The sequence below is a fragment of the Streptomyces cirratus genome, assembly GCF_014650775.1.
Classification (GTDB): Bacteria; Actinomycetota; Actinomycetes; order Streptomycetales; family Streptomycetaceae; genus Streptomyces; species Streptomyces cirratus.
In genome coordinates this window covers 422,627-444,860 of the sequence record NZ_BMVP01000003.1, presented here as the reverse complement: position 1 = coordinate 444,860, position 22,234 = coordinate 422,627, and the positions used below count along the sequence as shown (strand labels likewise).

General features: G+C 73.7%; 22 protein-coding genes. 15 read left to right on the top strand and 7 right to left on the bottom strand.

The window, feature by feature from the left end; genetic code table 11:
• Nucleotides 1-14 precede the first annotated feature (14 nt).
• Nucleotides 15-806 (top strand): hypothetical protein, encoded by a 792-nt coding sequence (locus IE207_RS11690; RefSeq protein ID WP_190184015.1) that lies wholly within the window; start codon nucleotides 15-17, stop codon nucleotides 804-806.
• 622 nt (nucleotides 807-1,428) lie between these two features.
• On the opposite strand, the gene IE207_RS11685 is transcribed toward IE207_RS11690, so the two are convergent.
• Nucleotides 1,429-2,175, bottom strand: a complete 747-nt coding sequence (locus IE207_RS11685) for a GntR family transcriptional regulator (protein ID WP_190184014.1) — start codon at nucleotides 2,173-2,175, stop codon at nucleotides 1,429-1,431.
• Nucleotides 2,176-2,391: 216 nt separating this feature from the next.
• Between IE207_RS11685 and IE207_RS11680 the strand changes: the two genes are divergently transcribed.
• From IE207_RS11680 to IE207_RS11660, 5 genes are read left to right on the top strand one after another with little or no spacing between them, the layout of a single operon-like run.
• Nucleotides 2,392-3,561, top strand: a complete 1,170-nt coding sequence (locus IE207_RS11680; protein ID WP_229873652.1) for an ABC transporter substrate-binding protein — start codon at nucleotides 2,392-2,394, stop codon at nucleotides 3,559-3,561.
• The gene (locus IE207_RS11675; RefSeq protein ID WP_190184013.1) at nucleotides 3,561-4,460 is read left to right on the top strand and encodes an ABC transporter permease; all 900 of its coding nucleotides are present in this window, start codon (nucleotides 3,561-3,563) and stop codon (nucleotides 4,458-4,460) included. Before IE207_RS11680 ends, IE207_RS11675 begins: the two co-directional genes overlap by 1 nt.
• The gene (locus IE207_RS11670) at nucleotides 4,448-5,374 is read left to right on the top strand and encodes an ABC transporter permease (protein WP_229873651.1); all 927 of its coding nucleotides are present in this window, start codon (nucleotides 4,448-4,450) and stop codon (nucleotides 5,372-5,374) included. The genes IE207_RS11675 and IE207_RS11670 overlap by 13 nt, the downstream gene beginning before the upstream one ends.
• A 5-nt stretch (nucleotides 5,375-5,379) precedes the next feature.
• Nucleotides 5,380-6,483 carry an ABC transporter ATP-binding protein gene (locus IE207_RS11665; protein WP_190184012.1) on the top strand — a complete coding sequence of 368 codons (1,104 nt, stop codon included), beginning with the start codon at nucleotides 5,380-5,382 and terminating at the stop codon, nucleotides 6,481-6,483.
• Nucleotides 6,480-7,145 (top strand): HAD family hydrolase, encoded by a 666-nt coding sequence (locus IE207_RS11660; RefSeq protein ID WP_190184011.1) that lies wholly within the window; start codon nucleotides 6,480-6,482, stop codon nucleotides 7,143-7,145. Before IE207_RS11665 ends, IE207_RS11660 begins: the two co-directional genes overlap by 4 nt.
• An 18-nt stretch (nucleotides 7,146-7,163) precedes the next feature.
• Here IE207_RS11660 and IE207_RS11655 read toward each other — a convergent pair whose 3' ends face one another.
• Complete coding sequence (locus IE207_RS11655; RefSeq protein WP_190184010.1) at nucleotides 7,164-7,643, bottom strand: hypothetical protein; 480 nt, start codon at nucleotides 7,641-7,643, stop codon at nucleotides 7,164-7,166.
• A gap of 52 nt (nucleotides 7,644-7,695) precedes the next feature.
• Here IE207_RS11655 and IE207_RS11650 point away from each other — a divergent pair, with 52 nt between their 5' ends.
• Nucleotides 7,696-8,835: a DUF2330 domain-containing protein gene (locus tag IE207_RS11650; protein WP_190184009.1), complete on the top strand. Its 1,140-nt coding sequence runs from the start codon at nucleotides 7,696-7,698 to the stop codon at nucleotides 8,833-8,835.
• Nucleotides 8,836-8,937: 102 nt separating this feature from the next.
• Here the strand turns inward: IE207_RS11650 and IE207_RS11645 are convergent, their stop codons facing one another.
• Together IE207_RS11645 and IE207_RS11640 are read right to left on the bottom strand one after the other, a co-directional pair.
• A complete protein-coding gene (locus IE207_RS11645; protein ID WP_190184008.1) occupies nucleotides 8,938-9,744 on the bottom strand; it encodes an ATP-grasp domain-containing protein in 807 nt (268 codons plus the stop codon).
• The gene (locus IE207_RS11640; protein WP_190184007.1) at nucleotides 9,741-10,640 is read right to left on the bottom strand and encodes an ATP-grasp domain-containing protein; all 900 of its coding nucleotides are present in this window, start codon (nucleotides 10,638-10,640) and stop codon (nucleotides 9,741-9,743) included. Before IE207_RS11640 ends, IE207_RS11645 begins: the two co-directional genes overlap by 4 nt.
• A 263-nt stretch (nucleotides 10,641-10,903) precedes the next feature.
• On the opposite strand from IE207_RS11640, the gene IE207_RS11635 reads away from it, so the two are divergent.
• The 6 genes from IE207_RS11635 to IE207_RS11610 are packed head-to-tail and all read left to right on the top strand — an operon-like array spanning nucleotide 10,904 to nucleotide 16,285.
• Nucleotides 10,904-12,472: a sensor histidine kinase gene (locus IE207_RS11635; protein ID WP_190184006.1), complete on the top strand. Its 1,569-nt coding sequence runs from the start codon at nucleotides 10,904-10,906 to the stop codon at nucleotides 12,470-12,472.
• Complete coding sequence (locus tag IE207_RS11630; RefSeq protein WP_136214855.1) at nucleotides 12,469-12,870, top strand: roadblock/LC7 domain-containing protein; 402 nt, start codon at nucleotides 12,469-12,471, stop codon at nucleotides 12,868-12,870. The genes IE207_RS11635 and IE207_RS11630 overlap by 4 nt, the downstream gene beginning before the upstream one ends.
• Nucleotides 12,867-13,220 (top strand): DUF742 domain-containing protein, encoded by a 354-nt coding sequence (locus IE207_RS11625; RefSeq protein WP_190184005.1) that lies wholly within the window; start codon nucleotides 12,867-12,869, stop codon nucleotides 13,218-13,220. Before IE207_RS11630 ends, IE207_RS11625 begins: the two co-directional genes overlap by 4 nt.
• Nucleotides 13,201-13,818 carry a GTP-binding protein gene (locus IE207_RS11620; RefSeq protein ID WP_190184004.1) on the top strand — a complete coding sequence of 206 codons (618 nt, stop codon included), beginning with the start codon at nucleotides 13,201-13,203 and terminating at the stop codon, nucleotides 13,816-13,818. Before IE207_RS11625 ends, IE207_RS11620 begins: the two co-directional genes overlap by 20 nt.
• Nucleotides 13,815-15,053 (top strand): cytochrome P450, encoded by a 1,239-nt coding sequence (locus IE207_RS11615; protein WP_190184003.1) that lies wholly within the window; start codon nucleotides 13,815-13,817, stop codon nucleotides 15,051-15,053. Before IE207_RS11620 ends, IE207_RS11615 begins: the two co-directional genes overlap by 4 nt.
• Nucleotides 15,050-16,285 carry a cytochrome P450 family protein gene (locus IE207_RS11610; RefSeq protein WP_190184002.1) on the top strand — a complete coding sequence of 412 codons (1,236 nt, stop codon included), beginning with the start codon at nucleotides 15,050-15,052 and terminating at the stop codon, nucleotides 16,283-16,285. Before IE207_RS11615 ends, IE207_RS11610 begins: the two co-directional genes overlap by 4 nt.
• 308 nt (nucleotides 16,286-16,593) lie before the next feature.
• Here IE207_RS11610 and IE207_RS11605 read toward each other — a convergent pair whose 3' ends face one another.
• The 3 genes from IE207_RS11605 to IE207_RS11595 form a co-directional block, all read right to left on the bottom strand.
• Nucleotides 16,594-17,322, bottom strand: coding sequence for an anti-sigma factor family protein (locus IE207_RS11605; protein ID WP_190184001.1), 729 nt, complete (start codon nucleotides 17,320-17,322; stop codon nucleotides 16,594-16,596).
• A complete protein-coding gene (locus tag IE207_RS11600) occupies nucleotides 17,319-17,921 on the bottom strand; it encodes a sigma-70 family RNA polymerase sigma factor (protein WP_190184000.1) in 603 nt (200 codons plus the stop codon). The genes IE207_RS11605 and IE207_RS11600 overlap by 4 nt, the downstream gene beginning before the upstream one ends.
• Nucleotides 17,922-18,020: 99 nt before the next feature.
• Nucleotides 18,021-19,001 (bottom strand): DUF1996 domain-containing protein, encoded by a 981-nt coding sequence (locus tag IE207_RS11595; RefSeq protein ID WP_190183999.1) that lies wholly within the window; start codon nucleotides 18,999-19,001, stop codon nucleotides 18,021-18,023.
• A gap of 160 nt (nucleotides 19,002-19,161) precedes the next feature.
• On the opposite strand from IE207_RS11595, the gene IE207_RS11590 reads away from it, so the two are divergent.
• Both IE207_RS11590 and IE207_RS11585 read left to right on the top strand, forming a co-directional pair.
• The gene (locus IE207_RS11590; RefSeq protein ID WP_190183998.1) at nucleotides 19,162-19,905 is read left to right on the top strand and encodes a DUF1838 family protein; all 744 of its coding nucleotides are present in this window, start codon (nucleotides 19,162-19,164) and stop codon (nucleotides 19,903-19,905) included.
• A gap of 371 nt (nucleotides 19,906-20,276) precedes the next feature.
• Nucleotides 20,277-22,052 carry a S8 family peptidase gene (locus tag IE207_RS11585; protein WP_190184230.1) on the top strand — a complete coding sequence of 592 codons (1,776 nt, stop codon included), beginning with the start codon at nucleotides 20,277-20,279 and terminating at the stop codon, nucleotides 22,050-22,052.
• Nucleotides 22,053-22,234 lie beyond the last annotated feature (182 nt).

Here is a 22,234-nt window from a genome sequence, read left to right as displayed (position 1 = left end):
CGACAGTGGTCGGCGTGGACGCTTCTGACGAGGTCGAGCAGGTCATCGACGCCCTGTACGTGTCGCCGCCCGCGGGGTTCACGGCGGCCCGGGACGCGGCGGCGGCCGGGTTCAAGGCGGCGGGGGACAAGGCCGCCGCGAAACGGGTCGCGGGGCTGCGGCGGCCGACGCTGGCCGCCTGGGCGTCGAACACGCTGGTGCGGGCCGATCCGGAGGAAGTGGCGCAGTTCCTCCAGCTCGGCCAGGCGCTGCGGGAGGCGCACCGGGCGCTGGACGGGGAGCAGCTACGCGCCCTCTCGCACCAGCAGCACGTGGTGATCGGGGCGCTGGCGCGCGAGGCCGTACGGCTGGCGCAGGAGGCGGGGACACCGGTCTCGGAGGCGGTGGAGCGGGAGGTGGAGCAGATCCTCCACACCGTCCTCGCCGACCCGGCGGCGGCCGGGGACTGGGCGTCGGGCCGGCTCTCGAAGCCCCCGCCGCCGGTGACGCAGTTCCCGGCTCCGTCCCCGGACGCGGTCACCGCCCGCCGCGGGCGGCCGGAGCGGAGCGCCGACCGGGAGGCCGAGCGGCAGGCCGACCTGGAGGCGGAACGGGCCGTGGCCGCCCGCGAGGAGGAGCTGCGCGCGGCCGAGGAGGCCCGGGAGCGGGCGCTGGAGCGGGTCGCCGAGGCGGACGCGGAGGTGGAGCGGCTGGAGCGGGACGCCGCCAGGGCCCGCGCGGCGCGGGAGCAGGCCCATGCGGGGCTCGCCGCCGCCGAGAAGCAACGCCGCGCCGCCGACCGCGCCGCCCGCCCGGCCCCGGAGTAACGGCCCAGACCGGAGCCCAGCGGGCCACCCGACGGACAGGACCGTCCAGCGGCGCAGGCCGGAGCCCAGCGGGCCCGCGGCGGACTCGTGCCGTGGGCGGGCCTCCACCCTGCGGCGGGCAAGGGCCGCTTGTATGCCGGGGCGGGTCGGGGCCCACCGGCCGCACCGCCGGCGGGTCTCCACCTCGGGGCAGGCCGGGGTCCTCAGCGGACCGGGCCGGTCGGGGTCCGCCGGGTCGGCCGGTCGGCGGAGCTGCACCGTCCGCGCGGTCCCGGTCAGTGCGCGTCACCATCCGGCCGGGGTACCCGGCGGGTTCCGCCGGCCGGTTGCTCCGCCTCGCCCCACGGGGCGAAGCCGCTCCGCCCGGCCGCGCGGGGCGGCAGGCACGGTCACCGTCCGGCGGGACTGTCCGCCTACCGGGCGGTGGCCGGGTGGTCCGGCGGCGGGGGCGGGTCGGAGCCCGTCCGGCTGCGCGGGGCAGAGCCGACGTCCGGCGGGGCCGTTCTCGCACCCGGCGGTGGCCGGCGGCCCGGGTGGCCAGTGTCCGGCGGGCCGGGACGGGGCCGCGCGGTGTGTCGCGACGGGGGCGGGGCGGGTCGGGCCGGTGGACGGTGACGGGGGGTCAGCCCTCGCCGGTGCGGCGGGCCAAGGGGGTGGTTACCGCGGAGTTGCTCACGCTGAACGTGACGCTGCCCGCGCGGTAGCGGTCGTCGGACCACTCGATCGGGCGGCCCGTCCGGTTGGCCGAGACGTGACGTTGGCGCAGCAGCGGGCTACCGCGGCGCAGTCCCAGCAGCCGGGCGTCCTCACTGCCCGCCGGGAGCGCGTCGATGAGGTGCTCGCCGTACTGGGCGACCACCCCCCAGTCCCGCGCCAGCCCGTCCATCACCGAGCGGCAGTCCTCGGCCATCGCCTCGACCGCCGCCGCGACCCACTGCGCGTAGGCCGTCCGCTCCACCATCACCGGCTCCCCGTCGAGCCGCCGCAGCCGCAGCACGGCCAGGACCTCCGCCCCGGGAGCCACCGCCAGCCGCTCCGCCTCCTCCACCGTGGCCGGCCGGCGGACCCGGGACAGGAAACGGCTCGACACCTCGTGGCCCACTCCCTCCGCCCACTGCGCGAAGCTGTTCAGCTCGCTGAAACTGTGCTTGCGCTCCTGCCGCAGCACGATCCGCCGCGCCCCCTGCCGCGACCCGATCAGCCCCTCCGCCGCCAGCGTGGCCACCGCCTGACGGACCGTCCCGCGCGACGCCGCCCAGCGGGCGGCCAGGTCGCTCTCCGACGGCAGCCGCGCCCCGACGGGGTACTCGCCGCCCATGATGGCCGCGCGCAGCGCCTCGGCGATCTCCACATATCTGATGCTGCCCACGCGACTGCCACGCCCCCTCGCCGAACCGACCGGTATGCCACTCATGATCATTGAACCCCGTCTTGTCACGCCCTCTTCCGGTCAATCTCCGTCTTCCTCAAGCCGTGCCTCCCACGACAGTCCCCGTTCACCGTCCGTACAGCGGGCCCGGGCGAACTGGAGTCAACTTGTTCAGACAAGTACACCCCCTGTCAGGTTCTTTCTCTGGGAGAGACCGTGCTCAGTTCCTCCGCCCGTCGCGGTGCGGCCGTCCTGCTCGGCGCCGCCGTCCTCACCACGCTCAGCGCGTGTGGTGCCGCCCCCGACCAGCAGCCCGCCGGTGCCACCGGCGACGCCAAGGGCAAGGTCCAGCCGGGCGCGGCCACCTCGGTCGCCGATTTCGCGGGTCTGGAAGGCCTCGTCGCCGCCGCCGAGAAGGAGGGCCAGCTCAACGTGATCGCGCTGCCCGCCGACTGGGCGAACTACGGCGAGATGCTCAAGGCCTTCCAGGCCAAGTACCCGAAGATCAAGGTCAGCAGCGAGAACCCGGACGCCTCCAGCGCCGACGAGATCGCCGCGGTCAAGTCCCGCAAGGGACAAAAGCGCGCCCCCGACGTCCTGGACCTCGGCATCGCCTTCGCCCGCAGCGGCGCGACCGAGAACCTCTTCGCCCCGTACAAGGTCACCGCCTGGGACAAGATCCCCGGGTCCCAGAAGGACGCCGACGGCCGCTGGTACAACGACTACGGCGGCTACGTCTCGATCGGTTGCGACGCCGCCAAGATCCCCACCTGCCCGCAGACCTTCGCCGACCTGCTCAAGCCCGAGTACAAGGGCAAGGTCGCCCTCAACGGCAACCCGACCAAGTCCGGTTCGGCCTTCGGCGGCGTCTACGCGGCCGCCCTCGCCAACAAGGGCTCCTTCGGCGACATCCAGCCGGGCATCGACTTCTTCGGGCAGCTCCGCAAGAGCGGGAACTTCATCCCGGTCGAGTCCACCCCGGCCACCGTCGAGAAGGGCGAGACGCCCATCTCCATCGACTGGGACTACCTGAACGCCGGCTACGCCGAGCAGTTCAAGGGCAAGGGCGTCGATTGGAAGGTCGCCGTCCCCGCCGACGGCGTCTACGCCCAGTACTACTCCCAGGCCATCAACAAGGACGCCCCGAACCCGGCCGCCGCCCGCCTGTGGATGGAGTTCCTCTACAGCACCGAGGGCCAGAACCTGTGGCTCAAGGGCCACGCCCGCCCGGTGCTCCTGCCGGTCATGACCCAGGACGGCACCGTCGACAAGGACGCCGTCACCAAGCTCCCGCAGGTACAGGGCACCCCGAACTTCCCCGCCTCCACCGAACTCGACAAGGCCAAGGCCACCCTCGCCGAGAAGTGGGACAAGGCCCTCTCCTGATGTCCGCCCCCACCCCCACCCAAGCGATCGGGACCGCCGGCGGCGACCGCCGCCGGCGGCGCGGCCCGCGCACCTGGCTCGCCGCCCTCCCGCTCCTCGCCTTCACCGGGCTCTGCTTCGGCATCCCGCTCGGCGCCATCGCCTTCGGCGCCGTCACCAGCACCGACAGTGCGACCGGGGCCACCCGGCTGACCGGCGAGCACCTGGCGCGCTCCCTCCAGGGGCCCTACCTCGGCTCCCTGATCGGCAGCGTCCAGCTCTCCGCCCTCACCGCACTGACCGGCGGAGTGCTCGGTGTCCTCATCGCCCAGGCCGTGGTCACCTCCCGCTCCGCCGCCCTGCGCGGCGCCACCCTCACCGCCTCGGGCGTGCTCGCCAACTTCGGCGGCGTCCCGCTCGCGTTCGCGTTCATCGCGACCGTCGGCATCTCCGGGGTCGTCACCCAGCTCGCCGACCTGACGGGCCTCGGCTGGAACCTGTACTCCTTCACCGGCCTGACCGTGGTCTACCTGTACTTCCTGACCCCGCTGATGGTGCTCGTCACAGCCCCGGCGCTGGACGGGCTGCGCCCGCAGTGGCGCGAGGCCGCCCAGAACAGCGGGGCGAGCGGGTGGCAGTTCTGGCGCCACGTCGGCCTGCCCGTGCTCACGCCCTCGCTGCTCGGCGGGTTCGTCCTGCTCTTCGGCACCGCGTTCGCCGCGCACGCCACGGCCGCCGCGCTCGTCGGCGGGTCCGTACCGCTGGTCACCTTGAAGATCGCCGACGCCCTGTCGGGCAACGTCCTCACCGGCCAGGAGAACGTGGCGCTCGCCCTCGGCCTCGACATGATCCTGATCGCCGGCCTGGTCATGGCGGTCTACCTGCCCCTCCAGCGACGGAGCGCCCGATGGCTGCGATGACCCCGACCGTGCCGGAGACGGACGTACCCGAGGCCGTCCCGGCGCCCCGGGCCGCCGCGCCCCGCGCCGGCCGCCGCCCGCGCCCCCGCGTCTGGCGCGGAGCCGTACTCGCGCTCGCGGGCGCGTACTTCCTCCTCCCGCTGGTCGCCTCCTTCGTCTTCACCGTGCACGTGCCCGGCCGGGGCATCAGCTTCGAGGCGTACACCGAGCTGCTCGGCGCCGACGGCTTCACCGAGAGCCTGCTGCTCTCCCTGGGGCTGGCCGCCGCCACCATCGCGCTCTCGCTGCTGCTCGCCGTACCCGCCCTGGTCGCCGTGCGGATCGGCTCGCCGAAGCTGCGTCCCGTCGTGGAGGTGATGTGCATGCTGCCGCTGGTGGTGCCGCCCATCGCCCTGGTCACCGGCATCACCACCGTGCTGCGCTGGGGGCCCGAGCACCTTTCGCGGACACCGCTCTACCAGACCTTCATCGCCGTCCAGAACGAGCGGTTCCCCCTCGTCCTGGTCCTCGCGTACACGGTGCTGGCGCTGCCGTTCGTCTACCGCTCCCTCGACGCGGGTCTGCGCGCCATCGACGTCCCCACCCTCGTGGAGGCGGCCCGCAGCTGCGGCGCGAGCTGGCCGTACGTCGTCCTGCGCGTCCTGCTGCCCAACCTGCGGGGCTCGCTCGCCGGAGCCGCCTTCCTCACCCTGGCGCTGGTGCTGGGCGAGTTCACCATCGCCTCCCTCCTGGGCTTCCGTCCCTTCGCGGTGTGGATCGTCTCCATCTCGGGTGCCCAGGCCCGGATGTCGGTGGCCGTCTCCATCCTCAGCCTCCTGATCACCTGGCTGCTGCTGCTCCTCCTCTCACGTGCCGGAACCAGTCCCTCCGCGGCGGCTTCCGCACCCGTCACCACCTCCCGCAAGGAGTCCTGACCCCCATGTCCACCACCCTTCCCGCCTCCCGGAAGCCGGCGGGCACGACGGCCGGGGGCGCCCCCGCGGGCGCGCGCCTCGAATTCCGCGGCCTGCGCCGGACGTTCGGCTCCACCGTCGCCCTCGACGGACTGGACCTGACGATCGAACCCGGCGAACTCGTCGCCCTGCTCGGCCCGTCCGGCTGCGGCAAGACCACCGCGCTGCGCGTCGTCGCCGGATTCGAGCAGCCCGACGCGGGCGAAGTCCTGCTCGACGGTCAGGACATCACCGCGGTACCGGCCAACCGCCGTGACGCCGGGATGGTCTTCCAGTCGTACAGCCTCTTCCCCAACCTCAGCGCCCGCGACAACGTCGCCTTCGGCCTGCGCGTGCGCAAGGTGGGCGCGGCACAGCGCCACGAGCGGGCCGCCGAACTCCTCGACCTCGTCGGCCTGCCCGACCACGGCGACCGCTACCCGCACCAGATGTCGGGCGGCCAACAGCAGCGCGTCGCGCTCGCCCGCGCCCTGGCCCTGCGTCCGCGCGTGCTGCTGCTCGACGAGCCGCTGTCGGCCCTGGACGCCAAGGTACGGGCGAACCTGCGCGAGGAGATCCGCCGCCTGCAGCTGTCGCTCGGCATCACCACCGTGTTCGTCACGCACGACCAGGAGGAGGCCCTGTCGATGGCCGACCGGGTCGCCGTGCTGAACGCCGGGAAGCTGGAGCAGTGCGCCGCCCCCGCCGAGCTGTACGAGCGGCCCGCGACCGCGTTCGTCGCCGAGTTCGTCGGCACCATGAACCGGCTGCCGGGCCGGCTCACCGGCTCCGGGACGGTGGAGGTGCTGGGCGCACGGCTGCCCGTGGACGGCCCCGTGCCCGCCGGAGGGGACGTGGAGGTGCTGGTGCGGCCCGAGAACGTCACCGCGACCGCCGATGCGGACGGCGCGGCCACCGTCGTCTCCGCCTCCTTCTTCGGCGCCGTCACCCGGCTCCACCTCGACCTGCCGGGCGCCGGCCCGGTCAAGGCGGACCTGCCCTCGCGCACCGCCGGGGACCTGGTGCCCGGGGCACGGGCGGCCGTCGGCCTGGCCGAGCGGCCCGTGCTCGTCGTCGCGAGCGCCGCATGAGCGCCCTCGCCGCGGTCCTGTTCGACATGGACGGCACCCTCGTCGACACCGAAGTGCTGTGGTGGGAGACCACCGAGGAGACCGCCGCCGGCCTCGGCCACCGGCTCGGGGACGCCGACGCGCCGGAGGTCGTCGGCCGGGCGGTGGAGGACACCGCCGCGCACCTCGTACGGGTCTGCGGTGCGGGTGACGCCGAAGAGGTGGGCGCCGCGCTCACCGAGGGCTTCCTGCGCCGGGTGCGGGCCGGGGCGCCGCCGCGCCCGGGAGCACGGCGGCTGCTGAGCGCCCTCGAGGCCGGCGGAGTCCCCTTCGCCCTGGTCAGCGCCTCCCCCCGGCTGGTCGTGGACGCGGTGCTCGAAGGCCCCCTGGCCGGGGTACCGTTCGCCCTCACCGTCTCCGCCGACGACACGGCGCTGACGAAGCCGCACCCGGACCCCTACCGGGCGGCCGCCGAACGGCTCGGCGCCGACCCGGCCGGCTGCGTCGCCGTGGAGGACTCCCCGGACGGCGCTGCCTCGGGGGAGGCCGCCGGCTGCGCGGTCCTGGTGGTGCCGTCCCTGCTGCCGGTACCGCGCTCACCGGCGCGCACCTTCGCCCGCACCCTGGAGGACGTCACCGTGGACGTCCTGCGCGAGTGCGTGACCCGGCGTCTTCCGGCCTGAGCGGCCGCCCGGGCGCCGCTACGCGCACAGGTCGAGGATCTCCACGACGCCCTTCGCGTACGCGCCCGTCACCGAGCCGGGAGCCGTCGCGGCCTCGCGGCGCAGCGCGGGCAGGGCGGTGCGGATGAAGGCGGCGCACTGCCCGTACAGGCCGGCCTCGTGGGAGCTGCCGTCGTCCTGCGTACCCAGCAGGGCGAGCAGCGTCCACAGCAGGGCTTCGCGGGTGCTCTCCCGGGGCGGGCCCGCCGCCCATACGGCCATCAGCACACCGCACGCCGCCGGCGCGGGCGGCTGGAGCGCGGTCGGCGTGAAGACGTGCCCCGCCAGGGCGTGGAAGGCGGCCGGATGACCTTCGGCCGCGTCCCACAGCATGTCCTCCAGATGACCGGCGCCGCGCCCGCAGCCGCACGGGATGGACTCCCAGTCGTGCCGTGCGATCTCGGCCTCCACCGCCTCGGGTACCAGCGGGCTGCGCAGCGGCTTGTCCGTCCGTCTCATGGCGCAATTATGAGATCCCGCCACGCGGCCGGACCAGAGGGCGCGGAACCGGATGCGGTGGCGGTTCGTCCCAGACGCCGTGTGGAACGTGAAGACGAGACGAAGAGTCCTGACCTTGCTGTTCGCGCTGCTCGCGACTCAGCTGGGGTCCCTCGTCAGCCCGGCGTACGCGTGCGGCTGCGGAGCGATGGTCCCCGACGGTTTCTCCCGCATCGGCGTGCAGCGGGAGACCTCCGTCGTGCGCTGGGACGGCCGGAACGAACAGATCGTGATGCGGTTCAGGGTCGACGGGGACGCGAAGAAGGCGGCCTGGATCATGCCGGTGCCCGGCCGCGCCACGGTCGAACTGGGCAAGGCGGAGCTGTTCACCGACCTCGGCCGGCTCACCGTGCCCGAGCGCAGGACCCGTGGTTACTTCTGGCCGCGCGACGCGGACTGGCCCTTCTCCTCGGGTTCCGGTGACGGGGTGGGCGCCGCGATGCCCGGCGCGGGCGCCCCGTCCGTGGGAGTCGTCGGCCGCGAACAGCTCGGCGACTTCGATGTCGCCCGGCTGACCGCCACCGACCCCGACGCCTTGAAGCGGTGGCTGGAGACCAACGGCTTCAAGATGCCGGACCGCCTGTCCGCCGAACTGAGGCCCTACGTCGACCAGAAGTGGGAGTACGTCGCCGTCCGCCTCGCGCCCCGGGACCGGACGAAGGCCCTGGGCGGAGACCTCGACCCGCTGCGGATCCGCTTCGACAGTGACCGGCTCGTCTACCCGATGCGGCTCTCCCGCATGGCCAAGACCCCTCAGTCGCTCGGGCTGTACGTCCTCGCAGCGCACCGGATGGAGCCGCTCTCCCCGATCGGCGGAGCCGCGCCGAAGGTGGCCTTCGCCGGGACCGTCACCCCGCAGGGCCCCGTGGCGGAACTCACCGGCTCCGCCGAGCCGGTGTTCCTGACGGCGATCGAGCAGGAGTTCCCGGAGCCGGCCCGCATCGACGGCGACCACGAACTGCGCGCCACGGCCAAGGACACCCCCTACCGGCGGGCCGTCTACCGCGACGAACTCATGACCGTCGGCGGTGTCCCCGCCTGGCTCCTCACGGTGGCGGGAGCGGCGGTCGCGGCCATCGCCCTGGTCCTCGTGCTCCGCGCGGCCAGGCGCCGGAAGGCGAGGAGCGCCCGGCCCCTGTCCGGCGTGGCGTAGCGGAACCCCGCAAGCCCCCGGCGGTGCCCCGGGCGGCCTGATGGCCGGCCGGTGGCCCGGTGCCGGACCGGTGCCCCGGGGGGCGCGGCGGTGGCCCGTGCGTCACCCGGCCCGGCGCAGGGCGAGGGCCGCCAGGGCCTCCGGGGCGCCGGGGCGGCCCCGCAGGCCCGGAAAGGCGTTGACGTCCACGATCAGCGGGGCGCCGTCGCCGGTGTCGATGATGTCGACCCCGTAGACGTCCAGCGCGAACACCTCGCCCACGCGGAGCGTCAGCTCCGTCCAGCGGGCCGGTGGTTCGGTCCAGGGCTGGGCGGGTTCCGGGTCGCCCTGGGCCATCTCCGAGCGACGCAGCCCCGCGAAGACGCGGTCGCCGATCGCGTACAGCTTGTGGTCCCAGCCGTTGTTGGGGGCGAAGGCCTGCACGACCACCGGCTCCTCGCCCCACCCCGCCGACAGCTGCCGCAGCCGCTCCGCGTCGTCGACCCGCGCGACCAGGTCGCCCTTGCGGCTGCGGCGGCTCTTGACCACCACGGGCCAGGGCAGCCCCGGCAGCCCCGGGCCGTCGCCGGCCTGCCCGGCCAGCCGGTCCAGGGAAGCGAAGGCCGTGGTCGCCGCGAACGGCAGCCCGGCCCGGCGGGCCAGCTCCGCCATGCCCCTGCGGTCCTGGCAGCGCTCCGTGGCCGCCGCGGTGTTCACCACCGGTGCGCCCCGGCGCTCCAGTGCCCGCGCCAGTTCCAGCGCCCGGGGGTCCCGGGCCTTGAGGAGGTACACGTCGGCCCGCGCCCGGGCCGCCACCGCCTGCTCGTCCCGCGGATCCAGCACCACCACCTCGTGCGCGGGGGAGAGCGCGGCGGCCGCCCCCGCCAGCAGGGGGTGCCCGGCGTCCGGGGTGATCAGGCCGACCCTCACGCGCCGTCACCCGCCCGGGCCGCGACCTGCGCCGGGATCGACACCTGGAGCGCCGTCGGCCGCGGCGGCGGGCACGGCCCCACGCCGCCGGCACGGGACAGGTCCAGCACGGCCCGGGCCACGCGGGCCGCGGCCTCGGGCACCTGACGGAAGCTCGGGAAGTCGTTCACGTCCACCACCACCGGCCCGTCGGGGCCCAGCAGTACGTCCAGTCCGTACAGGTCCAGCCCGTACACCACGCCGACCTGCGCGGCGATCGCGGCCACCTCGGCCGGGAGCGGCACCCGGCGTTCGCGCACCGAGCGCTCCGGGTGCAGGGGGGAGCAGCGTTCGGTGGCGAACAGTTCCCCGCCGACGCAGTACACCTTGATGTCGGTACCGGAGTTGGGCACGTACGGCTGGGCGATGAGCATGCCCTCGCCGGCCAGCCGGGGCAGCAGCGCGGCGAGCCGGTCGGGGGAGGCCACCAGGTGCACCGCCCGCCCGGAGCTGCCGTCCGCGGGCTTGACGACCAGCGGGTACTCGGACGCCGGGATCTCCGCGAGCAGCTCGGGGCGCGCCACGGCGTACGTCGGCGGCAGCGGGAGGCCCCGGGCGCGCCCGATGGCGGCGGCCAGCGCCTTGTCCCGTACGCCGCGGATCGACCGGGCGTCGTTGACGGTGGTCATCCCGGTCGCGGCGGCCGCTTCGAGCAGGGTCAGCCCGGGGCCGCCGGACACCGTCTTGAGCACCCAGGCGTCGTGTACCCCGGCCCGTACCAGGTCCGTCATGCGCAGCAGCGAGCCGCCCGGCCGCAGCACGTCCACCTGGTGCCCCCACGCGCCCAGTTGCCGGATCACCTCGTTCGGCATGCCGTCGTGGCGGTAGTGCTCCTCCACCAGGAAGCAGAGCCTCATGGACCTTCCCCATATTTTCCGGACGTCCGCCGATCCCGCCCGGCGAGTTGTGACGTCACAGGATGCCATGGCCGCAATGTGATGATCGTCCGGGAGCAGCCGGGGATTCCACAGAAAACGCATGAGAAGTGCCTTAATTGGCCATTACACAGCGTAACTCTTACCAAGAACTTTCCAAACTGATCAACAATTCTCTTATAGTGAGGGCTTGTTGCCACAGGAACCCTCTCTTCCATTTACGCCCCGGTTTGAGGCTTTGATTGATGACGGCGTCGCCCTCCCCCCTTCGCCCCTCCGCGCTCGCCCTGCTCGTCACGGCGGTGGCAGCCGGAGTGCTCTGCACGGCGGCGGTGGCCGCGGCCCCGTCGGACGTCCGCGTCCCCCTCGGCTGGTTCTCGCTCTTCGGTGTCCTGCTGCTCTCGCTCGCCGCCTTCGCCGTCACCTGGCTGACGCGCAGCAGCCGCCTGCTGCGCGGCCGGATCGCCGCCCTGAACGCGGACATCGCCGCCCGGGACGGTCACATCGCCCGGCTCACCGCCGACGCCGCCCGTGACACGGCCGCCCGCACCGCCGAGGCCGCGCGCCTCGCGAAGGAGCACGCGGCGGAACTGGAGCGGCTGAAAACCGCCCACAGGGTCGAGCTCGACCTCGTGACCATGACCGAGCTGGCCGACCGCGAGCGGCTCGGCGACGAACTGCGGCGCGCCGAATCCGGGCGGGCCGCGGCGATGGCCGCCGCCGCCAACGCTGCCGGACGGATGCAGGCCCTGGCCACCGGCATGCTGGCCGACCTGCGCGAGATGGAACACCGGCACGCCGACGAGGACGTCCTCGGCGACCTGCTCCACCTCGACCACCGCACCGCACAGGCGGGCCGCCTCGCCGACTCCATCGCCGTCCTCACCGGAGCCCGCTCGGGCCGCCGCTGGGCGAAGCCGATCGTCATGGAGTCGATCCTGCGCGGCGCCATGGGCCGGATCGGCGGCTACCAGCGGGTCCGCCTGCACTCCACCAGTGACGCCGCCGTCGCGGGACACGGCGCCGAGGGAGTCATGCACGCCCTCGCCGAACTCCTCGACAACGCCGCCAACTTCTCGCCGCCGACCGCCGAAGTCCACGTGTACGTGGAGGAGGTGCCGGCCGGGATCGTCATCACCGTGGAGGACAGCGGCCTGGTGATGAGCGAGGTCCAGCTGCGCCGCGCCGAACAGGCCGTGGCCGGCGAGTCCCTGGACCTGGCCGGGCTCTCCGGAACCCGCCTCGGGCTCGCCGTCGTCGGCCGCCTCGCCCGCAAGCACGGGCTGACGGTCTCGTTCCGGCCCTCCGCGCGCGGCGGTACCGGCGCGCTGATGATGCTGCCGCACGAGCTGATCAGCCGTACCCCGGCCGAAGCCGGGCCCGCGCCCGCGCTGGTGGCCGCCCCGGCCGGAGCCGCCGGGGCGCGGACCGGGGAACCGGGGGCGGACCACGGGCCGGGCCCGCGCGGCGGCGCCGCCGGCTCCGGGGGCGCCGGACGCGCGAAGGACCGTACCCGATCGCCGCAGGACGACGCCCCGGACGCCGCACCCACGGCCTCCGGCGCACGCCCCGGACCCGCCGACGGGGATCCCCGGACCGGCGACACCGGCCTGCCCCAGCGGCGGCGCGGCCGCACCCTGGCCGCGGCCCACCCCGAAGGACCCGAAGCCGCCGCCCGCGCGGCCCGCACCCAGGGCGCCCCGACCGGTGCCTCGCAGTCCGCCGCCCGCTTCGGCAGCTTCCGCCAAGCCGTGCGCGGCGCGTCGGCGCAGCAGCCCACGAACCCCCCGTACCCGGAAGGCAACACTCGATGACCGGCTCCACGACCGACGAGACGCTCAGCTGGCTCCTGGAAGGACTCCTGGAGCGCACCCCCGGCGCCCGCCACGCGCTCGTGCTCTCCCGGGACGGCCTCAAGCTGTGCCGCACCCCCGAGCTCTCCGTCGACCAGGCCGACCAGCTCGCCGCCATCGCCGCCGGAATCCAGAGCCTGTCGCACGGGGCGTCCATCGAGTTCGGTGACGGCACCGGGGGAGTCCGCTCCGCGATGGCCGAGTTCTACGGCGGCATCCTGTTCATCGTCGAGGCCGGGGAGGGCGCACACCTGGCGCTCGTCGCCGCCGAGGACGCCGACGCGGGCCTGGTCGGCCACAACATGTCCGAACTGGTGGAGCAGCTGAGCGAGCATTTGATCGCGAGGCCCCGGGGTTGAGCCGTACCAGGCCGGGCCGGGACGACTCCCCGGACCGGCTCTACACCCTCACCGGCGGCCGCAGCAGCTCCGGTTCGGACGCCTTCGACCTCGTCACGCTGGTCGTCGCCGAGTGCGATCCGGTCCCCGGAATGCAGTCGGAACACACGGCGATCCTGCGGATGTGCCAGTACCCGACGGCGGTCGTGGAGATCGCCGCCGATCTGGGACTGCCCGTGTCGATCGTCCGGATCCTCCTCGCCGACCTCCTCGGCACCGGCCGGATCAGCGCCCGGCACCCGCGTTCGGCGTACCGCCTTCCCGACCCCGACATCCTGGAGCAGGTGCTCGTTGGACTCCGCAACCTCTGACCGGCGTGAAACCCGGCGGACCCTCAGCAGCACCGCCGACAACGGCTTGAAGATCGTCATCGTGGGCGGCTTCGGAGTGGGCAAGACCACGATGGTCCGCTCGGTCAGTGAGATCCGGCCGCTGAACACCGAAGAGACCATGACCAAGGCGGGCGAGGGCGTCGACGACACCGACGCCGTCGCCGGGAAGAACGCCACCACGGTCGCCTTCGACTTCGGCCGGATCACCCTCGACGCCCACAACGTGCTCTACCTCTTCGGCGCGCCCGGGCAGGAACGTTTCTGGTTCCTGTGGGACCGGCTGTTCTCCGGCACCCTCGGCGCGGTCGTCCTCGTCGACACGCGCCGCCTCGCCGACTCCTGGTACGCCATCGACCGCCTCGAACACCACGGCACTCCCTTCGTGGTGGCCTGCAACGACTTCGGCGGCCCGAGCCACACCGCCGAAGAGGTCCGCGCGGCACTCGACCTGTCGCCCGAGGTGCCGCTCGTCTTCTGCGACGCCCGCTCCCGCGCCTCCAGCAAGGACGTCCTGATCTCCCTCGTCAGCCACCTCCAGACGGCCACCTTGTCCCACACCCCGGAGCCCACCCCGTGACCACCCCCGACGACCGTGAACCGCAGCCCGTCTACCTCGGCGGCCCGCGGTTCCAGACCGACCCCGTCGCGCTGTACCGGGAGATGCGGCGCGAGCACGGTGCCGTCGCCCCGGTCGTCCTCGACGGCGACGTACCGGCCTGGCTGGTCCTCGGCTACCGCGAACTGCACCAGGTCACCAGCGACCCGCAGCTCTTCACCCGCGACTCCGAGCTGTGGAACCAGTGGGACCGCATCCCCGCCGACTGGCCCCTGCTCCCGATGATCGGCCGCAAGCAGCCCTCCATCCTCTACACCGTCGGCGAACGCCACCGCGAGCGCGCGGCGGTGATCTCCGGCGCGCTGGAAGCCGTCGACCCCTTCGAACTCAAGGGCCACGCCGAACGGTTCGCGGACGAACTGATCGACGAGCTGTGCGGCAAGGGCGAGTGCGACATCGTCGGCGAATACGCGATGCTGCTGCCGCTGCGCGTCCTCGCCCGCATCTACGGGTTCTCCGACGAGCAGGGCCCCGGCCTCGTCACCGCCATGAACGACATGATCAACGGCCGTGAGGGCGCCCTCGACGGCCAGCGCCACCTCGCCGAATCGATGTTCGCGCTGATCGCCGACAAGCTGGTGCGCCCGAACCACGACGTCGTCTCCCGGATGCTCGCCGCCCGGGGCGACTTCACCGTCGAGGAGATCGCACAGGACCTGATGGTGATGCTGGCCGCGGGCCACCAGCCCACCGCCGACTGGATCGGCAACACGCTGCGCCTCATGCTCACCGACGACCGGTTCGCCGCCTCCCTCGCGGGCGGTCGGCACAGCGTCGGCGAAGCGATGAACGAGGTCCTGTGGGAGGACACGCCCACCCAGAACGTGGCCGGCCGCTGGACCTCCCGCGACACCCACCTCGGCGGAGCGCGCATCAACCGGGGCGACCTCGTGCTGCTCGGCCTGGCCGCCGCCAACGCAGACCCGCACGTGCGCACCGACGCCGCAGCCCTGACCGGCGGCAACAACGCCTTCTTCTCCTTCGGCCACGGCGAACACCGCTGCCCCTTCCCCGCCCAGGAGGTCGCCGAGGCCATCGCCCGGACCGGCATCGAGGTCCTCCTCGACCGGCTCCCGGACGTGGACCTCGCCGTACCCGCCGCCGACCTCGCCCGGCGGCCGTCGCCCTGGCTGCGCGGCCTGACCGCGCTGCCCGTGACCTTCACCCCGACCCCCGCCCTTGGAGCCTCCCGATGACGTGCCCGATCGACCACACGGGACCCGCCGCCATCACCCTGGACCCCTTCGTCGCCGACCTCGACGCCGAGAGCGCCGCGCTGCGCGCCGCCGGACCGCTGGCCCGGGTCGTCCTGCCCGGCGGCGTCGGGGTGTACGCCGTCACCCGCCACGCCGAGGCGCGGGCGCTGCTGACCGACGCCCGCCTGGTCAAGGACATCGGCGTCTGGGGCGCCTGGCAGCGCGGCGAAATCCCGCAGGACTGGCCCCTGATCGGCCTCGCCAACCCGGGCCGCTCCATGCTCACCGTCGACGGCGACGAGCACCGGCGCCTGCGCACCCTCGTCGCGCAGGCCCTGACCGTGCGCCGGGTGGAGAAGCTGCGCGCCGGCATCGAGGCCCTGACGACCGGGATGCTCGACCGGCTGGCCGAGTTGCCGGCCGGCCAGACCGTGGACCTCAAGGCGGAGTTCGCCTACCCGCTGCCGATGAACGTCATCAGCGAGCTCATGGGTGTCGACACCGCGGAGCACCCCCGCCTCAAGGCGCTCTTCGAGAAGTTCTTCTCGACGCAAACGCCGCCGCACGAGGTGCCGCAGATGATGGCCGACCTGGCCGCACTGTTCTCCCGGATCGTGGAGTCCAAGCGCGAGAACCCGGGCGACGACCTGACCAGCGCTCTGATCGGGGCCTCGGAGAACGGCGACCACCTCACCACCGAGGAGATCACCAACACCCTCCAGCTGATGGTCGCCGCCGGACACGAGACCACCATCAGCCTGATCGTCAACGCCGTCGTCGCCCTGGAGACCCACCCCGAGCAGCGCGCACGCGTCCTCAAGGGCGAAGTGCCGTGGGAGAACGTCGTCGAGGAGACCCTGCGCTGGTCGACCCCGACCTCGCACGTCCTGATCCGCTTCGCCGCCGAGGACATCGAGGTGGGCGACCGGATCCTGCCCGAGGGCGAGGGCCTGATCGTCTCCTTCGGCGCCATCGGCCGCGACGAGGCCCAGCACGGCCCGGACGCGGGCGAGTTCGACGTCACCCGCACCCCCAACCGGCACATCTCCTTCGGCCACGGCCCCCACGTCTGCCCGGGCGCGGCGCTCTCCCGCCTGGAGGCCCTCGTAGCGCTCCCCGCGCTCTACGCCCGCTTCCCGGACCTGACCCTGGCCGTCCCCCGCGAGCAGCTGCGCAACAAGCCGATCCTGACCCAGAACGACCTGTTCGACCTCCCGGTCCGCCTGCGCTGAGCGTGCCTCCTCCGCGCACCACGCTGGAGGTGGCCCAAGCCCCGCAGAGGCGGTCCCTGAATCTCGGATCCTGCTCCGGTCCCGGTGTTCGCCGTCGGACACCGGATCGACCGGGCGCGGACGATCAACGACGGATGGGGGTTCAAGTCCCTCCTGCACCCCTCCTCGTGGCGCGGCAGTCCAAAGGCAGAACACGTCGGTTCGAGACCGATCCGCGACTCTTGGGCGCCGCCGGTGCGCGCGATCGGGTGGCACGCGGGAGCCCGGGAACCGGATGGGTTCCCGGGCTCCGTCGCGTCCGGGGGCCGTCAGGCCCGGACCGGGACCGAGACGAAGGTCTTGCCCGCCTCGTTCTCGACCAGGACCTCCTTGACGTCGGCCGCCGCCACGGCCGCCGAGCCGTCCAGGGAGGCGCCCTTGCCCTCGCCGTTCTCCGCGGTGCCCACGACCCAGCCGCCCGCCGTGCTGCGCGTCCCGTCGCGGGACACCACCACCAGGCGGCAGCGCTCGCCCGGAGGTACACCGGTCACCGCCGCGTGCACCCGCACCCACGCCGCCGCCGGCACCACCTGCACCGTCATCCGCGACCCCGTACCCCGGTCCGTCGCGGACGCCACCCGGGTCCCGGGCACCGCCGAAGGCGCGGGGGACACGGCCGGGGACGGCGGCGGGGCCTGGGCGACGTTCCCGGAGCCGCCCGTGCCCAGCTGCGTACCGGCCCAGAACACGGCGGCCAGCGCGGCGGCCGCTGCCAGCCCCGCCAGCCCGTAGCGCCGGCGCGCCAGCGCCGCCCGCTCGCTGCGCACCTGCCGCAGCGTGCGCCGCAGCAGCAGGTCGCCGCCCTGCGGGGGTCCGTCGAGGAACGCCTCCGCGGGGACCTCACCCAGGGCCCTCTCCATCTCGCGCAACGCGGCCACCTCCTCCCGGCACTGCACGCAGTCGCCGACGTGCTCCTCGACGCGCCGCACGTCCGCCTCGTCGAGGACTCCGAGTACGTACGGGCCGAGCAGTTCCTCCTCGTGCCGCTGCCGGCTCATGCCACCACCTCCCGCAGTCCGCCGGGCTGCTGGGGCGGCCTGCCCGATCGTTTGCTCCTGTTGCCTTCCCTCGCGCCGTCCGCGAAGACCTCCCGCAGGGCCTTGAGCGCATAGTGCGCACGCGATTTGACCGTGCCCGCCGGAATGCCGAGCCGGTCGGCGGCCTCGGCGACGCTGCACTCGCGGTAGTACAACTCGGTCAGCACGTCCCGGTGTTCCGGGGTCAGCCGGTCCAGTGCGCCGAGCACCGTCATGGTGTCGACGACCGAGTCCGCGTGGTCCACCTCCACCGGGGGAGCGGCCGCCGCACCCGAAACCTCCGGAGGCCGTGCGGCCTTCGCGCGGTACCGGTCGGTGATGATGTTGCGGGCGACGGTGAGCAGCCAGCCGCGTACCGAGCCCTTCCCGTTGACGAGGGCCTCGGAGTGGCGCCAGGCCCGCAGGAGGGTCTCCTGGACCACGTCCTCGGCCGCGGCCCGGTCCCCGGTGAGCCGGGTGGCGTACGCGAGCAGGGCATGGCCGTGCTCCTCGTACACCGACGTGATCAGTGCCTCATCGGTCGAGCCCCGCCGAGTGCGGGGCCACAGTGGTCCGGCCATCTCACCCTCTCCGTCTTCCTCGCTTGCGTGGTGCGGTCCGAACACGAACCCCGGGCGGCTCGGGTTCATGTGACCCGCGTCACTCGGCGGGTGCCGGGCTCAGGTGCGGCAGGTGCGGCCCTCGTTGAGGCAGTCGGCCACGCCCTGCATCCGCTCGTCGCTCATCACGTTCACGAACATCGCGTGGTCCGTCTTCGGGCTGTGCATCTGCTCGGGGAAGGAGTCGAGCGCGAAGGGCACGCCGGGCGGCAGGTCGTACGCCAGCGAGATCCGCAGCTGCGGAACCGGGAAGGTGCCCTGGGGGCAGACGCCGCTCGCCGTGGGGAACACCAGATGGGAGCGGTGCCCGGGACCGTCGGTGTCCAGCCCGTTCCAGCAGCTCGGGAAGACAAGGGTCCGGGTGACGCGCTGCCCGGCCGGACAGCGCGGATAGTGTGCGGAGCCCAGCCCCGGGGAGCCGGAACAGCCCCAGCGGGCGCGGACCTGCGCCTCGCCGCCCGCCGTGTACGCGACGGCGTCGCCGGTCACCGCGCGCAGGAACCGGGGCTCCGGCACCACCTTGCCGGCCGGGCTGCCCCGGAACTCCACCGTCACCGCAGCCTCCGGCACGATCTCGCCCGCGTTGCCGTGCCCCGCCGCACTCTCGTGCGGGTCGCGGCCCGGCCGGTCCGTACGGCGCAGGACCGGCCAGTAGTACGTCGACCGGTCGCCGCCCGCGCAACTGGTGGGCGCGCCCGCCAGGGACACGTCCGTGGACAGCGCGTCCGTCGACAGGTTCCCCACGTAGGCGTGGGTGTGGTGGGCGCCCGCCCGCAGCCCCGGCGAGACCACCAGGTTGTCCTGGTTGTAGTGCCCTTCACCGTTGCGCCCGCAATCCTCGGTCACCGTGCCGGTCGATGCGTCGGGCCCGGCGGGGAGCAGTCCCGGCTCCGCGGACATGTCGCGCGGGGCGGCGAAGTCGGCCGCCGGCGAGCCCGCGCGCGGTCCGGCGGCCCGTGACGCGCCGAGCACGGCGGCGCACAGCCCGCCGCCCAGGACCAGGCAGACCAGCAGCGCGAGCAGTCGGTGTTCGTTCCCCATGGGGCTCACGGTTGCCGGTGCCCGCCACCGGAGTCAACCGCGCCCGTGCGGGGCCCGATGGCCGTGCCCTGCGCCGGTCCCCTCAACCGGCCCGCGCCGGCCCCCGGTTGGCCATGTCCCTCCTTGCCGGGGCGGCCGCCGAACGCGCACAGTGGACGCCATGACGCCCGCCGAGCTCCTCCTCGCCCTCGCCCGCACCCGCGCCTCGCTCGACGGCGGCGAGGTGACCTTCTGGTGGACCGGCGACGTCCACTCCTGGGCGCCGGGAGAGCCCTATCGGCACCTGTTCGGCTTCGAAGGCGTCAATGTGGCCCGGCTGGCCGCAGGTGAGGGCGAGGAGGAGGGCACGTACCGGCTCCTCACCCGGGAAGCCGCCTTCTACCTGGACCCGCGCAGCCGCGAGATCCTCGAGACCTGGGAGGACAAGCCGGTCGTCCACGTCTGGAACGACCCGGCGAACCAGACCTGGCGGCCCTTCCCGGTACCCGTGACCGACCTCGGCGACCAGGTGTGTTTCAGCCTGGAGATCCCCCTCTCCTACCCCTCGCCGCTGCCCGTCGCGCAGTATCCGCTGAACTCGGCGGACGACACCTACCGGGCCCTGGAGCTGTTCCAGTTCTTCGCCCCGGCGACCGCCCTGACGACCGAGGCGCCCAGCGTGCCCGCAACGATGTCCTGGACCCGCATGTCCCCGTGGCTGCCCTGGATGGAGCAGGGAGCGCGGCCCGGCGGCCTCACCTTCCACTGTCGCGGTCGCAAACTCGCCTCCTACGAAGAGGCCCCCGAACGCACTCGCGCGTACATCGCCGCCCACCACCCGGAGTTCGCCCACGCCCCCGAGAAGTGGACCGAGCCGAACGAGACCAGCTGGACCTACTTCCGCGCCCTCCACCCGCCCCGGTAGCCCACGGGACAGGGGCAGGGGGGGCCGACAAGGGTTTTCCCCGTATCGAGTTCATCCCCGCGTTGCCTACTGTCTGCCCACCGGCGGTCTTCCCCGCCACGACCGGCCCCCGCACCAACCCCACATGGTGTGAAGCCTTGCGCGGCCGGGCCGGATCGCCGGTACCGCCGTTGCCCCGCCCCGCCGTCGCGGCCGGGCAACGCGGCGCGCGGTGGTGTCCGGAGCGGGCCTGACCAGCCCGCTCCCGGCCCGCCCCGGCCGCCGGTTCACCTCCCACACAGCTCGAACCGGCCGCTCCGGCCTGCCCGGAAACGGCCCGCGAAAGGGAACTCGTGCACGCATCCAGACGCCGGCTCATATCCGTGGTGGCCATGTCCGTCACCCTGCTGGCGGGCTCCGCCACCGCCTCCGTGGCCGTGACCGGCTCCTCGGACCCCGCCACCACCCTCCCGGCCGCCGCGGCGCCCGCCGCGCCCGGCGCGGCTCCCGTGCAGAACCTGATCGTCGGCTACAAGCCCTCCGCCGCCGAAGCCGGCTCCAACAGCGCAGCCGCCGACGACGCCGCCGCCAAGGGGAAGAAGGCGGGCAAGAAGGCGAAGTTCGACCGCCGCCTCGGCACCGGCGCGGCCCTCGTCAGCCTGGGTGGTGCGACCGCCCCGGCCGACGCGGCCGACGTGATGGCCCAGTTCCGCGCCGACCCCGACGTCGCCTACGTGGAGCCGGACTCCCGCGCCTACGCCATGGCCACCCCGGACGACACCGAGTACGCCAAGCAGTGGGACCTCTTCGAGGCCACCGCCGGCATGAACGTGCCCGCCGCCTGGGACAAGTCGACCGGCTCCGGCGTCACCGTCGCCGTCATCGACACCGGCTACGTGACCCACTCCGACGTCGCCCCCAACATCGTCGCCGGGTACGACTTCATCAGCGACTCCACCGCCGCCCGCGACGGCAACGGCCGCGACAACAACCCGGCCGACCAGGGCGACTGGAGCGCGGCCGGCGAGTGCGGCACCGGCTCCACGGCCAGTGGCTCCTCCTGGCACGGCACCCACGTCGCCGGCACCATCGCCGCGGCCACGGGCAACGCCAAGGGCATCGCCGGCATCGCGTACAACGCGAAGATCCAGCCCGTCCGCGTCCTCGGCAAGTGCGGCGGCGCCACCTCGGACATCGTCGACGCCATCACCTGGGCCTCCGGCGGCTCCGTCCCCGGCGTCCCGGCGAACGCCACCCCCGCCAAGGTCATCAACATGAGCCTCGGCGGCTCGGGCACTTGCGGCACCAGCTACCAGAACGCCATCAACGCGGCCGTCGCCCGCGGCACCACCGTCGTGGTCGCCGCCGGCAACAGCAACGCCGACGCGGCAGGCTTCACCCCCGCCAGCTGCAACAACGTGATCACCGTGGCCGCCTCCAACCGGACCGGCGACCGCTCCTTCTACTCCAACTTCGGTACGCGCATCGACATCACCGCCCCCGGCGGTGAGACCCGCCGCGCCACCGACACGCCCGGCACCGTCACCACGCCCGAGAACGGCATCCTCTCCTCGCTGAACGCGGGCGCCACCACCCCGGGCGCGGAGATCTACAAGCCGTACCAGGGCACCAGCATGGCCTCCCCGCACGTCGCGGGCCTCGCCGCGCTCCTGGTGGCCGCAAAGCCGTCCCTCACCCCGGCCCAGGTCAAGGCCGCCATCAAGGCCAACGCCCGCCCGCTCGCCGGAACCTGCACCGGCGGCTGCGGCGCCGGCCTCGCCGACGCGGCCGCCACCGTCAACGCGGTGACGTCCACGCCGGTCACCCCGGTCTTCGAGAACACCACGGACGTCGCGATCCCGGACAACGGCGGCGCCGTCTCCTCCTCGGTCACCGTCTCCGGCATCACCGGCAACGCCCCGGCCGCCCTCAAGGTGAACGTCGACATCAAGCACACCTACCGCGGTGACCTCGTCATCGACCTGGTCGCGCCGAACGGCACCGTCAAGCGGCTCCAGAACTCCTCGGGCGACAGCGCGGACAACGTCCTCACCACCTACACCGTGGACGCCTCCGCCCTGCCCGCCAACGGCACCTGGCAGCTGCGCGTCCAGGACGTCGCCGCCGCCGACACCGGCTACATCGACTCCTGGAGCCTCGGCTTCTGAGCCCACCGCCGCGGCCCTGACGGGCCGATGGTACGGACCAACAGCAGCGTCGATAACAGCCCCCGGACCTGCCGGTACCCCACGTACCGGCAGGTCCGCCGGGCATTGCGGCCGCACAGCTGATTTCTGCGTCACAATGAGGGTCCGCCCGGCAGCCGACCTCGTATTGTCGCGCTCACAGG